We start from the raw sequence: 17767 nt of genomic DNA, 5'->3' as shown, positions 1-17767 counted from the left end.
GGGCCGTTGCGGCGAGCACGTCAAAGAAGCGTCAGCGCCTTGGCCACGCCCGGGTCGCGCCCGGTGGCCAGGTCGAGGGCGGTCATGGGGGCGTAGTGGTCGACCGGGACGCCGATCGTGTCGATGATCTCGCGGGCGGGCCCGAGGTGCCGGACCTTGGGCAGGAGCAGGATGCTGCCGTCGTCGAGGAGGTATCCGTCGCTGGGGCCGGAGACGGCCCCGGCGGTGCGGGTCCCGATGAGGGTGCCGAGGCCGTTGTCCTTGACGGCCGCGCTGAAGTCCTCGCAGGCCGAGGCGCATCCGCGGTCGGTGAGGACGACCAGGCGCGAGCCGAGCAGCGGGATGCTGTCGTCGGTCCGGTTGGGCACGCAGTCGCCCTTGAGCGGGCAGAAGTAGCTGGTGACCTTGCCGTGCGCGAACGCGCCGAGCAGCCGAGTCACCTCGCGAGGCGACCCGCCGCCGTTGCCGCGCAGATCGAGGACCACCGCCTCCGGCTTGTCCTTCAGCTTGGCGATGACCTGGTCGGCGGCGCCTTCGTAGAATCCGGGCAGTTGGACGTAGGTGACGCCGTCGGCGAGCTTCTTCGACGTCACCGCCGGAGGCTGCTGCGTGACGGGGCCCTCTCTGAGCTCGACGGTGCGGGTCCGTCCCGTCGTGGGGCGCTTGAGCGTGAGCGTCACCGTGCCGGCGGTGAAGGCTTGGACGATGCTCTGGTTCACGGTGTCCCCGATGAACGGCGGTATGCCGTTGGCCTTGACGATGATGTCGCCGGGCCTGATGTCGGCCTTGGCGGCGGGGCTGCCGGGCAGGACGCGGGTGATGAACAGCGGCGGCTTGGCCGCCGGGTCGAGTTGCGGGCCCTGCTGGGCCGACACACCCACGATGCCCGTCCCGACCGGCCCGCCTTCCGGTGGAGGAGTCGGCCTGACCGCGCGGGCGTGGTTGTCGTGCAGTCCGGCGACCATCGCGGTGATCGCGGCGCGCAGCGCGGGCACGTCACCGGCGCCGAGGGCTTTCGCGAAGGCGGCCCAGTCGGTGTCGCGGTTCCCGGTCAGTTCGGGCAGCTGGAGGTCGGGCCGATCGGCGCCGCGCCGCATCAGGTCCTGGGTGTAGGCGGCGAAGGCGCTCTTCAGCAGCGCCTTCGCATCCATGGCCGGACCGCTGTAGTAGTTGTCCAGCACGCAGAAGTACGCCTGCCGGAGCGTGTTCACCGAGGTCGGCGGCGCCGACTCCGGCGGTGGCCCGGTGAGGGCGGTGCAGCGCTCGGCAGGCGCGGAGGCGGGTGCGGACAGGGAGCAGGCCGCCATGAGGATGGCGGCGCAGAGGGATTTGATCACGCCGCCAGCGTGGCCGGAAGCGGGTTGCTCGGCTGTGAACGAATCCGTTAACGCCGCTGTTACCCCGGTTCGGGTACGAACATCGCTATGCGGGTTCTGGTGGCCGAAGACGAACGAGACCTGGCCGATCTCGTGGCGGTGGGGTTGCGTCGCCACGCCATGGCCGTCGACGTGGTGTACGACGGGGTCGCCGCGTCGGAGCGGCTGGCGGTGAGCGACTACGACGTTCTCGTACTGGACCGGGACCTGCCCGAGATGCACGGCGACCTCGTGTGCCGTGAGCTGGTGGCGCGCGGGAGCCGTACGCGGATCCTGATGATGACGGCGGCCGCGGCGGTGCCGGAGCGGGTGGCCGGCCTCGGGATGGGGGCCGACGACTACCTGCCCAAGCCGTTCGACTACGCCGAGCTGGTCGCACGGGTGCAGGCGCTGGGGCGGCGCAGCCAGGCGCAGGTTCCGCCGGTGCTGACGCGGCGCGGGATCGTGGTCGACACCCACCGGCTGCAGGCGTCGCGGGACGGGCGGCATCTGCAGCTGTCGCTCAAGGAGTTCGCCGTCCTTGAGGTGCTGATGAGGGCGGACGGCGCGGTCGTGAGCTCCGAACGGCTGCTCGAAGAGGCATGGGACGAGAACGTCGACCCGTTCACGACGGTGGTGCGGGTCGTGGTCAGCCGCTTACGCGCGAAGCTGGGCGATCCGCCCTGCATCCAGACGGTTCCCGGCGCGGGATACGTGCTGTGACGACGGTCCGGGTACGCCTCACCCTGATCTACTCCGGATTGTTCCTGCTGACCTCGACCGTGCTGCTGGTCACGGTCAACCTGCTGCTGCGCCACGCGCTGGACAGGAGGATCGGGCGGATCGGGCCGCTCCCGGTGGCGCCGGCGGCGCCGGACCTCCCGGGCCATCAGCCGCCGACGCTGCCCGATCTGGTGGACGAGGTGATCGACTACCAGTGGGGGGTGACCGTGGCGACGGTCGGAATCCTGACGCTGGTGTCAGTGATCGTCGGCTGGCTGGTCGCCGGGCGGATCCTGCGGCCCGTCCACCGGATCACCGCCACGGCGCAGCGGCTGTCCATGTCGACCCTGCACGAACGCATCGCGCTCAGCGGCCCGAAGGACGAACTGAAGGAACTGGCCGACACGTTCGACGCGATGCTCGACCGCCTCCAACGCTCCGTCGAGGGGCAGCGGCGGTTCATCGCGAACGCGTCCCACGAGTTGCGGACCCCGTTGGCCGTCCAGCGAGCGGCGATCGAGATCGGCCTTCCTGAGGACATCGGTGAGATCCGCGACAAGCTCCTGTTCCACAACCACCGCACCGAGAGCCTCATCGACGCCCTGCTGGTCCTGGCCCAGGCGGAGCACGGCCTCGAGAAGAGGACACCGGTGGCCCTGGACGAGGTGGTGCTGCTCGTCCTGGCCGAAGGCGGCTCGGACGAGGTCACCGTGACGACGCGGATCGAACCGCTGGTCGTCGACGGGGATCCGATCCTGCTGAGCCGGCTCGTCACGAACCTCGTCGACAACGCGGTTCGCTACAACCATCCCGGCGGAACCGTTGAGGTGACGCTCTCCCGTGGGGTTTTGACGGTCCGTAACACCGGCCCGCACGTGCCCCAGGAACGCTTCGGCGATCTCTTCGAGCCCTTCCGGCGGCTGCAGACGACCCGTGGACAGGGCGCCGGGCTCGGGTTGTCGATCGTCGCGTCGATCGCGAAGGCCCACGGAGCCGACGTGCGAGCGAGCCCCAACCCGGGGGGCGGGTTGGAACTCGTCGTGATCTTCGCGGAACCCGAGGCTGCGGTGCCTGTCACGGACGACCGCAGCCAGTGCTGACCCCCGAGCGTGGCGCCTGAGTTCAGGCGACGACAGGCTCGCCGGTCAGCGCGACACCGGCCCGGCGCATTTCGTCCAGTGCGGTGCGCGTGGTTTCGGCAGCGACGCCGGCCGTGTAGTCGAGCAGGACCCGCACCGCGAAGCCCGCGCGCGCTCCGTCCAGTGCCGTGGCCTTCACGCAGTGATCGGTCGCGATGCCGACGACATCGAGTTCGGCGATGTCACGGGCCTTCAGCCAGGCGGACAGTGTCGTGCCGTCCTGGGTCGAGCCCTCGAAACCGCTCTTGGAGGCGGAGTGAGCGCCCTTGTAGAAGACCTCGTCGACGTGCCCGGAGTCGACGGCGGGCGCGAAATTCGGATGGAACTCGCCTCCCTCACCACCGACGACGCAATGCACGGGGAATGAGTCCCGGAAGTCGGGGTTGTCGGAGAAGTGGGCGCCCGGATCGATGTGGTGGTCACGGGTGGCGAGGACGAAGGCATACTGCCCGTCTGAGCGCCGGACCAGGTCCGCGATGGCGGCGGCTCGATCCGCGCCACCCTTCACCGGAACGCTACCGCCCTCGCAGAAGTCCTTCTGCACATCGACAATGATCAGTGCACGACTCACGGACGATCCCCTTCCCTCGGATGAGCCACATCCACCCAACTGTGACATTGAGTGCAGACAACCTCACTATATGTGTTCATAGTAGGGGGCAGAAGGGAGCGCGCCGCTCGTTCGCCCGTCTCCCGCGCGAGCCGCAACCTGCCGTTCGAGCAGCCGATGGCGTTCGGCTCGGCCCAACGCTCAGCGGAAGACGCCGCTGTAGGCGTTGAGGGCGGGCTGGCCGCCGAGGTGGGCGTACAGGACGTTGGAGTCCTTGGGAATCTCGCCGCTGCGGACCAGGTCGATGAGCCCGGCCATCGACTTGCCCTCGTAGACAGGGTCGATGATCATGCCTTCCAGCCGTCCGGTGAGCCTGATGGCGTCGAGGGTGGACCGCACGGGGATGCCGTACCGGTCACCGGCCCAGCCTTCCAGCACCGTGATCTCTTCCTCGTGCAGGTCCCGGCCCAGGCCGATGAGTTCGGCCGTGGCGCGGGCGATCTTCGCCACCTGGGCACGCGTCTCGGCGAGCTTGGCCGAGCCGTCGATGCCCAGCACGCGCCGGGGACGATCCTGGCCCGCGAAGCCGGCGATCATGCCTGCCTGGGTGCTCCCGGTGACGCTGCACACCACGATGGTGTCGAAGAAGACGCCGAGCTCGCGTTCCTGCCGCTGCACCTCGTACGCCCAGTTGACGAAGCCGAGACCGCCCAGCGGATGGTCGGACGCTCCGGCGGGGATCGCGTACGGACGGCCGCCGGCGGCCGTGACCCCCTCCAGGGCTTCGTGCCAGCTGTCCTTGAGCCCGATCCCGAAATCGGCCTGAACCAGGCGGACGTCCGCGCCCATGATGCGCGACAGCAGGATGTTGCCGACCTTGTCGTTGACCGCGTCCGGCCAGTCCACCCAGCTCTCCTGCACGAGTACGGCCTTCAGCCCGACCTTGGCGGCGACCGCGGCCACCTGCCGGGTGTGGTTGGACTGCACTCCCCCGATGCTGACCAGGGTGTCCGCACCCTGGGCGAGGGCGTCGGGGATCAGGTACTCCAGCTTGCGGGTCTTGTTCCCGCCGAACGCCAGCCCGCTGTTGCAGTCCTCACGCTTGGCCCAGACGCGGGCTCCGCCGAGGTGGTCGCTGAGCCGGTCGAGGCGGTGGACGGGGCTGGGACCGAAGAGCAGCGGATAGCGCTCGAAATCGTCGATGGACATGTACGGCTCCTCAGGTTGAAGACTCGTTCTCGGAAGCGGCGGGCATGGCATCGAGGAGTGGGACCAGGGTCCCCCAGTTGGCGCGTACGGCGAGCGCCGCCCCCTCCACGTCTCCGGCCGCGCACAACGCGATGATCCGTTCGTGTTGCGCGACCGACCCCCGGCCGCTCAGAGAGGAGAACCGCATCCGCTCCACGCGCCGCAGCACCGGCGTGAACTGGTCGAGAACGGCACGTATCGCATGATTCGCGGACGCGATCACCGGGATGCCGTGGAAGTCGTCATCGGCGGCGAGCGCCGCGTCCACGTCGTCGCGGCGCAAGGCCTCGGCGAAACGCGCGTTGGCCTCGCGCATGGCGTCGAGCTCGCCGGCGGACAGATTCGGCAGCGCCTCCCGGACGGCGAGCTCGTGTATGGCGGCCGTCACCGACTGGGCGGCGCGCACGGCCCGGACGTCCACCGTGCTGACGATGGTGTAACGGCCGGGCTTGGTCCGCACCAGCCCGGCCTGCTCCAGACGCGTCAGCGCCTCCCGGACGGGGGTGCGGCTCACGCCCAGCCACTGGGCCAGATCGCCGTCGTTGAGACGTTCGCCCGGGGCGAGCGTGCCGTCGACGATGGCGTCTCGGATGGCGCGATAGGCGTTCTCCCGGAGAAGCGACCTGGTGACCGCTCCTCGGCTCTGTGGAACCGGCATGCAATATATTGCATGACGCATGTCGCGAGGAGTCAAGGCCCGTCTCAGAAACGCCCGGCGGGGTGAAGGAGGCCGCTGGCGCAGATGCGGCGGATGCCTTCACGCAGGTCGTCGGCGGAGGCCGCGAGCGACAGGCGGATGTACTCGCCCGAGCGTTCGCCGAAGGCCGGGCCGGGGCCGACCGCGACGCCGTGCTCGGTGATCAGTCTCTTGGCGATCTCCATGCCGTCGAGATCCCGGTTGCCGGTGCGCATCCACAGGTAGAAGGCGCCCTGCGGCCGGTAGACGTCGAAGCCGTGGGCGGCGAACTCCCCGACGGCGAGGTCGCGGTTGGCCCGATAGGTCTCGACCATCGCGCGCTGCTCGTCTTGCGGTCCGGTGAGCGCGGCCAGTGCCGCGTACTGACCCGGTGTGCTGATGCAGGAGACCATCGGCTCCTGCAACCGCGTGATGATCTCCGCGAGCGACGGCGGCGCCGCCAGGTAGCCGATGCGCCAGCCGGTCATCGCGTACGTTTTGGAGAAGGTGAACACCGAGATCGTCCGCTCCGCGCCGCCGACGGCCGCCGTGGAGGCGAAGGTGTCGTCGAACACGACCTGGTCGTAGCACTCGTCGGAGACGATCCACAGGTCGTTCCGCTCGGCGAAGGCGATCAGCTCGGCGAGGGTCCCGGCCGGGAACACCGACCCGACGGGGTTGGACGGCGAGTTCAGCATCAGCACCTTGGTGCGCGGCGTGACGAGTCGTTCCAGCTCGGCGAGGTCGGGGAGGAACCCGGTCTCGGGCGCCAGGGAGTAGGCCGTGGTGGAGGCGCCGAGGATCTTCCCGAACGCGATGTAGTTGGGCCAGGCCGGGTCCGGGATCAGGATGTCGTCGCCCGGCTCTACCAGCGCGGTGAGCGTGGCGAACAGCGCCTGCACCCCGCCGGCCGTGACCACGATGTCCTCGGGGCGGGCGTCGAACCCGTTGACCCGCTTGATCTTGTCGCTGAGCGCCGCCCGCAGTTCCGGGATCCCGGCGTTGGCCGTGTACTTGGTCCGCCCCGCCGCCGCGGCCTCGTCGGCCGCGCGCACCACGTGCGCGGGCGTCGGGAAGCCGGGCTCGCCGATCTCCAGCCGGATCAGGTCCGGGCGGGTGCCGGACATCGCCAGATCCATGATCGTACGGATGCCGTTGTGCTTCATGCCTGCGACGGCGGGGGCAGCGCGCATGCTTGGCTCTTTCCTGGAGGACCGCGTCCGGCGGTCAGTGGATGCTGCGGAGGAACTGCTTGGTGCGCTCGTGCCGGGGGTGGTCGAAGAACTCCTCCGGCGAGGCCGACTCGACGATGCACCCCTGGTGCATGAACACGACCCTGTCGGCGGCCTGGCGGGCGAACCCCATCTCGTGCGTCACGACGACCATGGTCATACCGCCCCTGGCGAGGTCGGTCATCACCTTGAGCACCTCGCCGACCAGCTCGGGGTCGAGCGCCGACGTGGGCTCGTCGAACAGCATCACCTTGGGGTCCATGGCCAGCGCGCGGGCGATCGCCACGCGCTGCTGCTGCCCGCCGGAGAGCTGCGCCGGATAGTGGCCCGCCTTGTCGGACAGGCCGACGCTGTCCAGCAACTCGGCGGCCCGCCGCTTCGCCTCGGCCTTGGGGCGGCCGAGCACGCCGCGCGGCGCCTCGATGATGTTCTGCAGCACGGTCAGGTGAGCGAACAGGTTGAACCGCTGGAACACCATGCCGATCGGCACCCGCTGCCTGGCGACCTGCTTGGGGGTCATCTCCCGGTAGTGGTCGCCGCGCGGCTCGTACCCGATGAGCTGGTCCCCCACCCAGATCTGGCCGCCGTCGATGGTCTCCAGCCGGTTGATCGCGCGCAGGAACGTGCTCTTGCCGGCGCCGGAGGCGCCCAGCAGGCACACCACCTCGCCGCGGTTCACCTCCAGGTCGATGCCGGACAGGACCTCGAGCGGGCCGAACGACTTGCGCACGCCGACGGCCTTGATGATCGGATCGTCGCTCATGCGCCCCCCTGCGTCGGTCGCATGAGCGACAGACGGCCGTGTTCATTTGGTCGCTCGCTTCGCTCGCTCATGCCTTGAACCTCTTCATCGGGGGCCGCAGGATCGTACGCAGGATCGAGGCGCTCGCCGACCTGGCGCCCGGTGCCGACACGTCGTAGGCCCGCTCCAGGTAGTACTGGCCGACGCTGGTGACGCTGACCACGACCATGTACCAGAAGCCCGCGGCGAACAGCGTCTCCATGACCTGGAGGTTGCGGCTGGAGATGTTCTGCGCGGCGCGCAGCAGCTCCTCGTACGTGATGACCGAGGCGAGCGACGTGGTCTTCAGCATGTTGATGAAGTCGTTGCCGGTCGGCGGGATGATGACCCGCATCGCCTGGGGCAGCACGATCTTCCACATGGTGCGGGCCGGCGACATGCCGAGCGCGCCGGCCGCCTCGATCTGGCCGTGGTCCACGCTCTTGATGCCGCCGCGGATGATCTCCGCCATGTAGGCGGACTCGTTCAGCGCCAGGCCGAGCAGCGCCGCCATGAACGGCGTCATCAGATCGTTGGTGGTGGTGCTGTAGAGCACGCCACCGAACGGGCTGGGAATCGTGATCCGGTCCACGACCATCGACAGGTTGTACCAGATGAGGATCTGCAGCAGCACCGGCACACCACGGAACCGACACCACCCGCTGATCCCCCTAGGAATGAACCGATCATGACCTACTCCCTTCAGGCCCTTCGCGCGCACTTCCCCGCCCTGGCGCAGGGGGCGGCGCACTTCGACGGCCCCGGCGGCTCGCAGACACCCACCGCCGTCGCCGACGCCGTACACCGCACGCTCACCGCCGCCATCGCCAACCGTGGCCTGGTCACCGAGGCCGAGAGGTTCGCCGATGAGGTGACGCTCGCCGCCCGGACGGCGATGGCCGACTTCGTCGGCGGTGATCCGCGCGGCATCGTGTTCGGACGCAGCATGACCCAGCTGACCTTCGACTTCGCGCGTACCCTGGCCAAGACCTGGCGGCCGGGCGACGAGGTCGCGGTGTCGCGGCTGGACCACGACTCCAACATCCGGCCGTGGGTGATCGCCGCCGAGGCGGCGGGCGCCACGGTGCGCTGGATCGACTTCGACCCCAAGTCGGGAGAGGTCACCCTCGACGCGGTCGAGGCGGTGCTGTCGGAACGCACCCGGCTGGTCGCGATCACCGCCGCCTCCAACCTGATCGGCACCCGCCCGCCGATCACCGAGATCTCCCGGCTGGCGCACGCCCGCGGTGCTCTGTTCTACGTCGACGGCGTGCACTACAGCGCGCACGTCCCGGTCGACCTGGCCGCGCTCGGCGCCGACTTCTTCGCCTGCTCGCCGTACAAGTTCCTCGGCCCGCACCTCGGCGTGGTGGCCGCCGCGCCCGAGACGCTGGAGTCGCTGCGGCCGGACAAGCTGCTCCCGGCCACCGACGTGGTGCCGGAGCGCTTCGAGCTCGGCACGCTGCCGTACGAACTGCTCGCCGGGACGACCGCCGCCGTCGACTTCCTCGCCGGCATCCTGCCCGGCACCGGTTCCCGGCGTGAGCGGCTGCTCGCGTCCATGGCCGCCGTCGAGAAGAACGAGGACGGACTGCGCGAGGGCCTGGAGAAGGAGCTCGGCGGCCTGCCTCAGGTGATCTCGCACTCGCGTGCCGCCAGCCGTACCCCCACACTGCTGCTCACCTTCGACGGACACCCGGCCACCGCCGTACGCGACTTCCTCGCCGACCGGAAGATCAACACGACGGTCAGCAACTACTACGCGATCGAAGCGTCGCGCTGGATGGGCCTCGGCGACGAGGGCGGGCTGCGCGTCGGCCTGGCTCCCTACAACGACCAGAACGACATCGACCGCCTCACCACCGCGCTACGCGACTTCTTCTCCCGCTGAGCTCCGGCCGACCGGCCGGGCTCGGGCCGGAGTTGCGACGCCAACGCGAGATCATCGCCGGGGCGACCGGGAACACCTCCACCCACCGGTTCTAGGCCGATTCCGGCGGCCGAACGCCTCGGGTGAAGGCGTCGACCAGGGAGTGTGCCAGCTTCGCCGTCTCCCCGGCGGTGGGCGTCCTGGTCATGGCCTGCTGGGCGCCGTCACGGACAAGGACGACCAATCCGTGCGCGGCCGCCCAGGCCAGCAGCGCCAGCTCTTCGGGTGGTGCGGCGCCGGGCTCCTGCTCGGGTCCGCTCATGGTGGCGGTGGCCTGCCTCAGTACGGAGAAGGGCTGCTGCTGGGAGGCCACCAGGTCCGGATCGTCGGCGTGGAGTTGGTCCGGGCGGAACATCAGGTCGAACAAGGCCGGGTTGTTCAGGCCGAAGCGCAGGTAGGCCAGTCCCAGCGCGCTGAAGCGGGCGGAGGTGTCCTGTCCCGCACCGGCAGCGGCGGTGCTGAGGGCTTCGCCGAGCAGGCGGAAGCCTTCGGCGGCGACGGCGGTCAGGAGGCCGGCGCGGTCGCCGAAGTGCCATTTCGGCGTCGCCCGGGAAACACCCGCCCGCTCGGCGATGGACCGCAGGCTCAGCCCGCTCACGCCGCGTTCGACCAGTTCGGAGCGGGCGGCGTCGAGAAGGGCCGCACGGACGTCCGAGGGATAGGACGGGTCTGACAGCGGGCTCATGTTGTGGAAGCAGGCGCGATTGCGGCGCTTCGCCGCGTACGCCCGGCAGCGGCTGGGGATCGACGCACGCCGCGCATGATCCTTCACCACACGACTTCGGAAAGGACACCTCATGTACCGCATGATCGTGCGACGCAACGTACGAGCCGCGTTCGCCGCCCTGTCGCGAGGCAGCATGGACCTGATCGACGCGATGAGCCCTGATGTGCACCACACCTTCCCCGGCAGTGGAGCGCTCGGCGGGGAACGCACCCGTCGCGATGACGTCGAGGTCTGGCTGGAACGGCTCTACCGGGTGCTGCCGGGGCTGGAGTTCCACGTGCGTTCCGTCGCCGTTGACGGAGGGCCCTGGGACACCAGGGTCGGCGTCGAGTGGGACAGCGTGGCGCCCCTGCTCAACGGCGGCACCTACACCAACAGCGGCGCCCACGTGCTGCGCATCCGCAAGGGGAAGATCGTCTCTTTCCATGCCTACCTGCACGACGTCCAGGCGCTCGACGACGCTCTCGCCCAGCAGGCCGAACATGGCCTGAAGGAGGCCTCGGCAGCTCCGATCGCGGGCGGGGCGCGCATCTGATCCCGCCGGTCTCGGCCGGCACACAGCGACGCACCGAGGGAACCGACTCATCATCCGTGGGTCGTGGGTTCAAGTCCCACCCGCCCGCCTGACCGGGGCCCGCGACCGCCGAGACGCCGACCACCCTGGCCAAGATGTCCCCCAGGACGTCCAGTACGACGTCCCCGCTGGCGCAGCCGTTTGCAAGCCTGCGGGGAGAGACTGGGACGACAGCGACCTGTGCCTGTGGCGCGAGGACGGGGAGTGGAGCCTGCTGGCCCGGACGGCGTGATCGAGGTGGAGGTGTTCGGCTTCTTCGGCCACATCACCGCCTGGAACGGCAGCCGCGCCTGCCCCGTCAGTGGGCGTCGAGAGGTCCATCAACCGCATGAGAAGACCCCGCTGGATCCGCCAGTGGGGTGGTGCTCGAAGCAGAGCTGCAAAAGAACGCCAAGGGCGGCTGGCCTGATGGCCCGCGGACCTGATGGATGATGCCAGAGTGGCGCGCTTTGAGACGTTCGTGGAGGAACTACTCGACTTCCTGCTGACGCGGCTGGATGAGGCCGGGTTTGAGCGACTCATCGCCCATGAGCCCCGGCGAATGTGTGCCCCTTTTATATTCTCGGGCGGCGGCCGTGTGGAGCAGCGAGGAATGTGGTTCACGGGGTGCTGCGCTTGCTCGCAGATCCCCTCAGGAGGGTTCGGCGGGGACATCAAGGTCGAAGCATGGCCATGCTTTCATGTTCGGTCTCTGACGCTGCAGTTCGCCGACGACCCGGACTACTGCCAGGGGTGGAGGCCCGAGCATGCGCTATTCGCATCGGGGAGGCTCATCCACCAGGACGACGACTAAGGGCTGAGACACGACTCTCAGGCCAGGAGTCCCAGGGTTTCGGGCGCTTCTATGACGGTCAGCTGCCGCTCGGGGTCGGTTTCCCGGTGCGCGAACTGGCTGATCAGGTCGGCGAGGGCTTGCCGGTCCTGTCCGGGGAGGCGCTGCAGGAGAGCGATCACGGGCTCCAGCACCTCCATCGTGGCCTCAGGCCTGATGACGTCGTCGTCGCTGAGATCAAGCCGGATGACGATCTCCGTGAGCGCTTTGGCGAGGGTGCGTTCGAGCGTGGTCTTCATGGGCTCTTGGCCGGTCGTTGGAGGTGGTGATGCGTCCTGGACGGCTGCCATGGCGTGAAGGCGGCCCACCCCGTGAGGGCAACTCCACATTATTGCGATCCAGAAAACGAAAACCTTATTACGGTTATCGGATAGCTTTCGAGAGAGGGCGCACTAAAATATCCCGGCACCCAACCGTGGAAATGCGCCGAAAGCATGCGTAATCAATATTTCCCCCGCGTTCACCCGAAGTTCTCGCGGCAGGGGTCGGGTCGCGGCGATAATCCTTGATGGCAACGCTTTTGTGAGTCCACGAAAGCACGTACCGAATTTGGAGATTCACATGAAGAAGTTCCTGGCGCTCGCGGGCGTGAGCGCCGCCCTGGCGGCCGGTCTCCTCGCGACCGCGCCCGCTCACGCGGCGACGGCAAACGCTACTTCTCCCAGCGCGATGTCGCCCTTCCGCTACTACGACACCTTCTACGGGCCGAATCCTTGGTGGTCATGCTCTCAGCGCGGAAATCTCGGGCTGCAGAGAGGTGAGTGGTATGACTATGACTGCAGGCCTGGCACCAGCTGGGTGGATCTTTATATCCAGGTAAGTCCCAACTAATTAGTCCAGCGAGCGAGCAGTCCCTCCAAGGATATCCAGTGATACTCCGGACGGATGCTTTCTCGATATCAGGCTCGGCAATGCCTCCGCGATGACCAATATCGGAGGCAGCACGGCCGCTGCTCGCTCTGCGGGGACCACTTGATCAACGCCGACCGGCCGCCCAAGTCGCCCGACCAATGGGCGCGATGGTGGCAACACGTCGTCCGGCGCGCGATAGCAGCCGACCACCTCACGCACTACGGACGACCCGGCCGGACCGGCGATGGTCAGACCCGCCTCGTTCACGCCTCCTGCCATCGCGGCTACCTCGCCCGAATGCGCAGGAGCCCAGCACAGCACACCTGAACTGCCCTTCGCGGCTTGCTTGAGCCGTGTGCCGCGACGAGTGGCACGCACGGTTCTGAGGGGCCCCGGGTGCAGCAATGCACCCGGGGCTACCCGGCGAGCGGAGGGTCTTGATCGAGCACATCAGGAGCGCAGATCAGGAAGTTCCACAACTTCCGCGAGCCGACGGTCGGTTGCGTCGTCCACTGTTCTGCCATCTCCTTGATCAACTGGAGGCGCGACTCCTGACGCCGAGGTTGCGGGCTCATCGGCTGGTTACGCCGGGCACCCTGCCGGCTTGGCACCGGCGCTTGATCCGAGATCGGTGGACTTATCCGAGCCGGTCCGGCTGCCCGAGGATGAGCAAGGAGGTTCGGGACTTGGTGCTGCGCGCCACACGCCTTGGGACGTCCTCACCGTTGCGGATCAGCCGACGGCGTAGGCGCGGGTGATCGTCTGGGTCACCCCGTCGCCGGCGGTGTCCGTGACTGCAGCGCGGATGGAGACGAATCCGGCCGCGGGAGGGTTCGTCAGCGTGGCGGTCCAGCCGGAGCCGGTGCGGGTGACCGGGACGGGACGCCAAGTGGCGCCGTCGTCGGCGGACACCTCCAGCCGGATCGATTTCACCTCCGCCTTCGTGGAGCCGGGGTTGCGCTCAACCCACATGGGCATGCGGGTCGTGCTGCCCGGCTTGGCGCGGTTGAAGTCGTCCAGGCCCTCGGGGCTGTAGCGGACGGCCATCAAGGGCAGCGGCTGCTGCGCGGCGGTGGTCGTGGACGGGAACGTCCAGACCGATTTCACCTCCGTGGAGAGCGTGGCCTGCCGGCGCATCGACGTGGTCAGCGTGTAGGCGCCGGATCCGGCGGGCAGATCGGCGCGCAGTTCGCAGGTCTGCGGTTGGTGGACGTCGCAGTCGGCGAGGTCGGCGGTGGCCGGTGCCTTGCCGTCCATGGCGAGGGTGGCGGTACCGGTGGCGGCGGCGTCCGAGCCGGTCCTGCCCGGCTGCCCGTCGGCGAACATCGCCGTCGCGGCGAAGGTCAGGCCGTCGCCGGTGCGGTGGCCGGCCGGCAGCAGGAACGACGGCCCGGTGACGGCGGCGTTCCAGACTTCGCTGGTGTGACCGCGTTTCATGAGCTTGCCGCCGTCGGAGGTCAGCGTGGTGCCGGCCTGGAGGCTGCTGCCGTAGACCAGACCCGGAGTCCGATAGTGGACGAGCGTGCCAGGCAGCGCGATGTCGCCTACCGACGAGACCGGGAACTCGACCATTGAATCGCCGACGCGCAGGCTGACCTGGGGTGAGCCCGTGGCAGCCGCTCCGGAGGCTCGGTAGGTCGCGGTGACCTTGGCCAGTTCCTTCTGTCTGGCGTGGTAGGTGGGGTCCTCCGGAAGGCCGCCGCCGCGCCGGTCGACCAGGGTGTAGACGTACGGGCTGGGCGAGAGGTCCTTGCTGAGCCACGTGGTCGCCAGGGTGTAGGTCAGGCCTGGTGACGCGGCGGGGATGAGGAAGACCTGGGAGTTGGCGTCAAGGCCGAACATGCGCCTCCAGGAGCCCCACGCGCCGTGGTCCAGCCCGAGGGTGAGAACGCGCTGGAGTTGGGCGGTCGGATCGTCGATGGTGGTTTTCGTCGGCTTGCCCTGACGTGTGTCCACGGTGAGCCGCTGGTCGCTGCCGTCGAGCTTCAGCGGGGAGTCGGCGATCGTCAGCACAGGCTGCCCGTCGATCTTCTCTCTGATGCTGGTGTAGAGGTTCCAGTCGCCTTTGGGCAGTCGTACGGTGGCCGTCCCGTTCTGGAAGGACAGCGCGTGGACGGTCCCGGTCTCGGCGTCGTAGATCTCGCCTTCCTGGGGGTTGACCGGCAGGCCCTGCCTGCCGACGGCGGTGATGGTGACGTCGTAGGACTCCGGCTCGACGTACGCGCCGGCCAGCGTGCGGATCACCGTCTCGCCCGACTTGGCGGTGACTGTTCCCGGGTACTCGTCCGGGGCCTTGCCGCTCGCGTCGATGGTGAGCGTGACCGACGCCTCACCCTTGGCCGGGACGGTGACCTGGTCGGACGACAGGTTCAGCACCTCGCTGTCCGCCGACAGGCTGAGGGTGACCGGGGTGTCGCCCGCGTTGGCGTAGGTGATCGTTTTGGTCGCGGTCCGGTCGCCGGTGCCGTTCCAGGGGAAGGCCGCCCACACGTTGGCCTGCTTGGGCACGACCTGCTGCCGCAGCGCGCGTACCAGGTCGATCGTCCCGGCGCCCTGCTGATAGAGCGTCGCGTCCTGGACCGGGGCGGCGCTGCCGATCAGCGCGGCCTTGAGCTGCGCGCCCGTCCAGTCCGGGTGGCGCTGGGCCAGGATCGCCGCCGCTCCCGCCACGTGCGGGGTGGCCATCGAGGTGCCGCTCATCGATCGGTAGCCGCCCCCGACGGCGGCGGCCATGATGTCGACCCCGGGCGCGGTCACGTCCGGTTTGATCGCGTGGTCGCTCACGCGCGGCCCCTGGCTGGAGAAGTCGGCCATCCGGCCCTGCTTGTCCACCGCGCCCACGGTGAGTGCCGCCTCGGCGCTACCGGGACTGAGCACACTGCCCTTGACGCCGTCGTTTCCCGCCCCCGCGACGAACAATGCGCCGGTCTGTTCCGACAGCGTGTTGACCGCCTGCTCCAGCGGATCCAGCTCAGGGCCGTCAGGACCGCCCCAGCTCAGGTTGACGATCTTGGCCTTGACCTCGACGGCGGCCCACTCCATGCCAGCAAGGCCTTCGGACTCGGTCAGGCCATTGCCTTCGCCCACCTTTCCGATGGCCAGGCTCGCCTCCGGGGCCACGCCCCGGTACTTCTCGCCTCTGCCGGCCACGATCGAGGCGACGTGGGTGCCGTGGCCGTTGTTGTCGCGCATATCCGGTTCCTTGCTGAATTTCCCCTCATGCGTAACCGCGTCCTTCAGGTCCGGATGGTCAGGGTCGTAGCCGGAGTCGAGGACCGCGACCGTGACGCCCTTGCCCGAGAAACCCTGCTGCCACGCCTGCGGCGCGCCGATCTGCTTGACGCTCTCGTCCAACGAGAAGCTCCTGCGGCCGTCCAGCCACAGCTTGGTACGGCCCGCCACCAGAGTGCGAGCTCCCGTGAGAGTCCGCCAGGTCTGCGCGGCGTTCGCCTTGGACACGCGTGCCGCGCTCATGCCCAGACTGGACAGCCGCCGCACCTGCGAGGAACCCAGTGGTGTGGTGATGCCCTGTTCGATGACGGGGATGTCGGGGGTGTCGGCGTCGCCGTACCGCCAGGCCAAGAGCTGAGTGACGTCGAACAACCGCCGGTCCAGCACACCCTGGGCGAGCAACGGCGCCCCGCCAGCAGGACGGCGAGGAGCGACTTGCCTAAAGTCATGATCTACCTCACGTACGAAGGAGAAGGCCCTACCGGGGAAGCTCGTCCGTCCAACCTGTGGTCAGCTTGATGAACAACCCGCGGTTCGTACCCGCCAGCCCGCCATCAGCGGTGGGGAGCCAACTGGTGCGGATCACCCGGGACGTCTCGGGATCGACGACCAGCCTGCTCTCCCGCTTCCCGCCCTGGATCATCAGCTCCTCCCCGCCTTCGACCGCGCCCAGCCGCTGCACGCCCGGCAGTTCGGCGAGCGCGCGGAACGCCGCCGATCGGACGTCCGCGGGCGCGGGGAGCTCCGCGATCAGCGAGGCCAGCGGCAGGAGAGCGATGTCGTGCTCGCCGACGGGACCACCCTTCTGCATCGCGGTGACCTTCTGCCGCAACGCCTCGGGGTCGGTCGGCAACGCCTCGAGATCCTCCATGGAGACCTCGGTGCCGCTGTCGGCGGGTCCGAGCCAGAACGTGCCCGAGGGCTCCTTCACCACGCCGGGCCCGTTGCCCGGCTCCCCTCTGCTCCACCGCTGCCCGTCGCGCGTGGTCCAGCTCTCGCCCCAGAAGTGCCGGCCGTCCTCGCTCTCCCGTTTGATGTGCCAGTAGCTCCCCGAATCCTGTGGCGTACGCTCCGCGCTGGCGGCGGCCGCCGGGACCGCCGAGGAGCCGCCGTACGGGCCATCACGGCCAGCAGTTGCCCCCGCGCGCCGGTCAAGGCGTCCGGACCGGTTTCCGCCACCTCCGAGCGCAGGCGCCTGATCAGCTCAAGGTCGTTCATGGTCTTCTTCTCTCGTCTCGATGGGATTGGCGCCGCCCAGAGCGTGCGCGACCTTGCGGCGGGCTCGTGACAGGCGTGATCGGACCGTGCCGATGGGCACCTGCAGCGCTTGGGCCGTCTCCTCGTACGTCAGATCGCCCCAGGCGATCAGCAGCAGCACGTCCCGCTCACCGCGGCCGAGTTTCGCCAGCGCGGCGGCCAGGCGTTGCCGGGTGGCCGATGCGGAGACCCGGGCGGCCACCCGCTCGTCGAACGCGGCGACCACGGGATCCTCACCCGTACGGGCCATGGCCCGGTAGCCGCGCACTTCAGCACGCCGGTGCAGGCCGATGACGTTCGTGGTGATGCCGTACAGCCAGGGCAACGCCTCCGTACGCGCGAATTCGTACCGGTGGCGCGTCTCGAAAGCCCTGGTGAACGCCTCGGCCACCACGTCCTCGGCATGGTCGGGCCCGAGGCGCCGCGCGGCATAGCGGTGCAGGACGGTGGCGTGCCGGTCGAAGAGCGCCGCGAAGCGCTCCGGTACGTCCAGGGATGCCGCGATGATGGCGGAATCGTCCTGGCACTCCGCCAACCCCGCCTGGCCGCGTACCGGTGGCCGGTGGTCATCGGGAGGTGGGGGATCCGTCAAGACGAGCTCCCGTTCTGAGGTGGTTGTCACGACCGTCTTTATCTGTAGGGCGTTTTAGGGTTCCCCGT

Annotated in this window: 17 protein-coding genes and 1 tRNA gene; 6 read left to right on the top strand and 12 right to left on the bottom strand. The window is 69.0% G+C overall.

The window, feature by feature from the left end:
* Positions 1-20: 20 nt before the first annotated feature.
* A complete protein-coding gene (locus AB0L65_RS53250; protein ID WP_364263452.1) occupies positions 21-1337 on the bottom strand; it encodes a S41 family peptidase in 1317 nt (438 codons plus the stop codon).
* A gap of 87 nt (positions 1338-1424) precedes the next feature.
* Between AB0L65_RS53250 and AB0L65_RS53245 the strand changes: the two genes are divergently transcribed.
* Entirely contained in the window at positions 1425-2078 is a 654-nt protein-coding gene (locus tag AB0L65_RS53245) for a response regulator transcription factor (RefSeq protein ID WP_364263449.1), read from the top strand.
* Positions 2075-3178: an ATP-binding protein gene (locus tag AB0L65_RS53240; protein ID WP_364263446.1), complete on the top strand. Its 1104-nt coding sequence runs from the start codon at positions 2075-2077 to the stop codon at positions 3176-3178. Before AB0L65_RS53245 ends, AB0L65_RS53240 begins: the two co-directional genes overlap by 4 nt.
* A 22-nt stretch (positions 3179-3200) precedes the next feature.
* Here the strand turns inward: AB0L65_RS53240 and AB0L65_RS53235 are convergent, their stop codons facing one another.
* The 6 genes from AB0L65_RS53235 to AB0L65_RS53210 all read right to left on the bottom strand — a co-directional run bounded on the left by AB0L65_RS53235 (position 3201) and on the right by AB0L65_RS53210 (position 8344).
* Positions 3201-3788, bottom strand: coding sequence for an isochorismatase family protein (locus AB0L65_RS53235; protein ID WP_364263443.1), 588 nt, complete (start codon positions 3786-3788; stop codon positions 3201-3203).
* A gap of 180 nt (positions 3789-3968) precedes the next feature.
* Positions 3969-4976, bottom strand: coding sequence for a 1-aminocyclopropane-1-carboxylate deaminase (locus AB0L65_RS53230; protein ID WP_364263440.1), 1008 nt, complete (start codon positions 4974-4976; stop codon positions 3969-3971).
* Positions 4977-4986: 10 nt separating this feature from the next.
* On the bottom strand, positions 4987-5673 hold the full coding sequence (locus AB0L65_RS53225) for a GntR family transcriptional regulator (protein WP_364263437.1): 687 nt from the start codon (positions 5671-5673) through the stop codon (positions 4987-4989).
* A gap of 44 nt (positions 5674-5717) precedes the next feature.
* Positions 5718-6884 carry an aminotransferase class I/II-fold pyridoxal phosphate-dependent enzyme gene (locus tag AB0L65_RS53220; protein WP_364263434.1) on the bottom strand — a complete coding sequence of 389 codons (1167 nt, stop codon included), beginning with the start codon at positions 6882-6884 and terminating at the stop codon, positions 5718-5720.
* 34 nt (positions 6885-6918) lie between these two features.
* On the bottom strand, positions 6919-7686 hold the full coding sequence (locus tag AB0L65_RS53215) for an amino acid ABC transporter ATP-binding protein (RefSeq protein WP_364263432.1): 768 nt from the start codon (positions 7684-7686) through the stop codon (positions 6919-6921).
* Between the two features lie 67 nt (positions 7687-7753).
* A complete protein-coding gene (locus AB0L65_RS53210) occupies positions 7754-8344 on the bottom strand; it encodes an amino acid ABC transporter permease (protein ID WP_364263430.1) in 591 nt (196 codons plus the stop codon).
* A 48-nt stretch (positions 8345-8392) separates the two neighbouring features.
* Here AB0L65_RS53210 and AB0L65_RS53205 point away from each other — a divergent pair, with 48 nt between their 5' ends.
* Positions 8393-9595 carry a cysteine desulfurase-like protein gene (locus tag AB0L65_RS53205; RefSeq protein ID WP_364263427.1) on the top strand — a complete coding sequence of 401 codons (1203 nt, stop codon included), beginning with the start codon at positions 8393-8395 and terminating at the stop codon, positions 9593-9595.
* 91 nt (positions 9596-9686) lie between these two features.
* Here AB0L65_RS53205 and AB0L65_RS53200 read toward each other — a convergent pair whose 3' ends face one another.
* Positions 9687-10319 carry a TetR/AcrR family transcriptional regulator gene (locus AB0L65_RS53200; RefSeq protein WP_364263424.1) on the bottom strand — a complete coding sequence of 211 codons (633 nt, stop codon included), beginning with the start codon at positions 10317-10319 and terminating at the stop codon, positions 9687-9689.
* A gap of 112 nt (positions 10320-10431) precedes the next feature.
* Here AB0L65_RS53200 and AB0L65_RS53195 point away from each other — a divergent pair, with 112 nt between their 5' ends.
* Complete coding sequence (locus tag AB0L65_RS53195) at positions 10432-10896, top strand: nuclear transport factor 2 family protein (RefSeq protein ID WP_364263421.1); 465 nt, start codon at positions 10432-10434, stop codon at positions 10894-10896.
* Positions 10876-10984: transfer RNA gene (locus tag AB0L65_RS53190), tRNA-Met, on the top strand. Before AB0L65_RS53195 ends, AB0L65_RS53190 begins: the two co-directional genes overlap by 21 nt.
* Before the next feature lie 761 nt (positions 10985-11745).
* On the opposite strand, the gene AB0L65_RS53185 is transcribed toward AB0L65_RS53190, so the two are convergent.
* Complete coding sequence (locus tag AB0L65_RS53185) at positions 11746-12006, bottom strand: hypothetical protein (RefSeq protein WP_364263418.1); 261 nt, start codon at positions 12004-12006, stop codon at positions 11746-11748.
* A gap of 322 nt (positions 12007-12328) precedes the next feature.
* On the opposite strand from AB0L65_RS53185, the gene AB0L65_RS53180 reads away from it, so the two are divergent.
* Positions 12329-12598 carry a hypothetical protein gene (locus AB0L65_RS53180; protein ID WP_363969230.1) on the top strand — a complete coding sequence of 90 codons (270 nt, stop codon included), beginning with the start codon at positions 12329-12331 and terminating at the stop codon, positions 12596-12598.
* Between the two features lie 753 nt (positions 12599-13351).
* On the opposite strand, the gene AB0L65_RS53175 is transcribed toward AB0L65_RS53180, so the two are convergent.
* The 3 genes from AB0L65_RS53175 to AB0L65_RS53165 form a co-directional block, all read right to left on the bottom strand.
* Positions 13352-16252, bottom strand: a complete 2901-nt coding sequence (locus AB0L65_RS53175; RefSeq protein ID WP_364263415.1) for a S8 family serine peptidase — start codon at positions 16250-16252, stop codon at positions 13352-13354.
* A gap of 76 nt (positions 16253-16328) precedes the next feature.
* Positions 16329-16784: a hypothetical protein gene (locus tag AB0L65_RS53170; RefSeq protein ID WP_364263413.1), complete on the bottom strand. Its 456-nt coding sequence runs from the start codon at positions 16782-16784 to the stop codon at positions 16329-16331.
* A gap of 270 nt (positions 16785-17054) precedes the next feature.
* The gene (locus AB0L65_RS53165) at positions 17055-17729 is read right to left on the bottom strand and encodes an RNA polymerase sigma factor (protein ID WP_364263410.1); all 675 of its coding nucleotides are present in this window, start codon (positions 17727-17729) and stop codon (positions 17055-17057) included.
* Positions 17730-17767: the final 38 nt, after the last annotated feature.

Source organism: Nonomuraea sp. NPDC052116, from assembly GCF_040680035.1.
GTDB lineage: Bacteria > Actinomycetota > Actinomycetes > Streptosporangiales > Streptosporangiaceae > Nonomuraea > Nonomuraea angiospora_A.
This window is presented reverse-complemented; position numbering and strand designations above follow the sequence as displayed.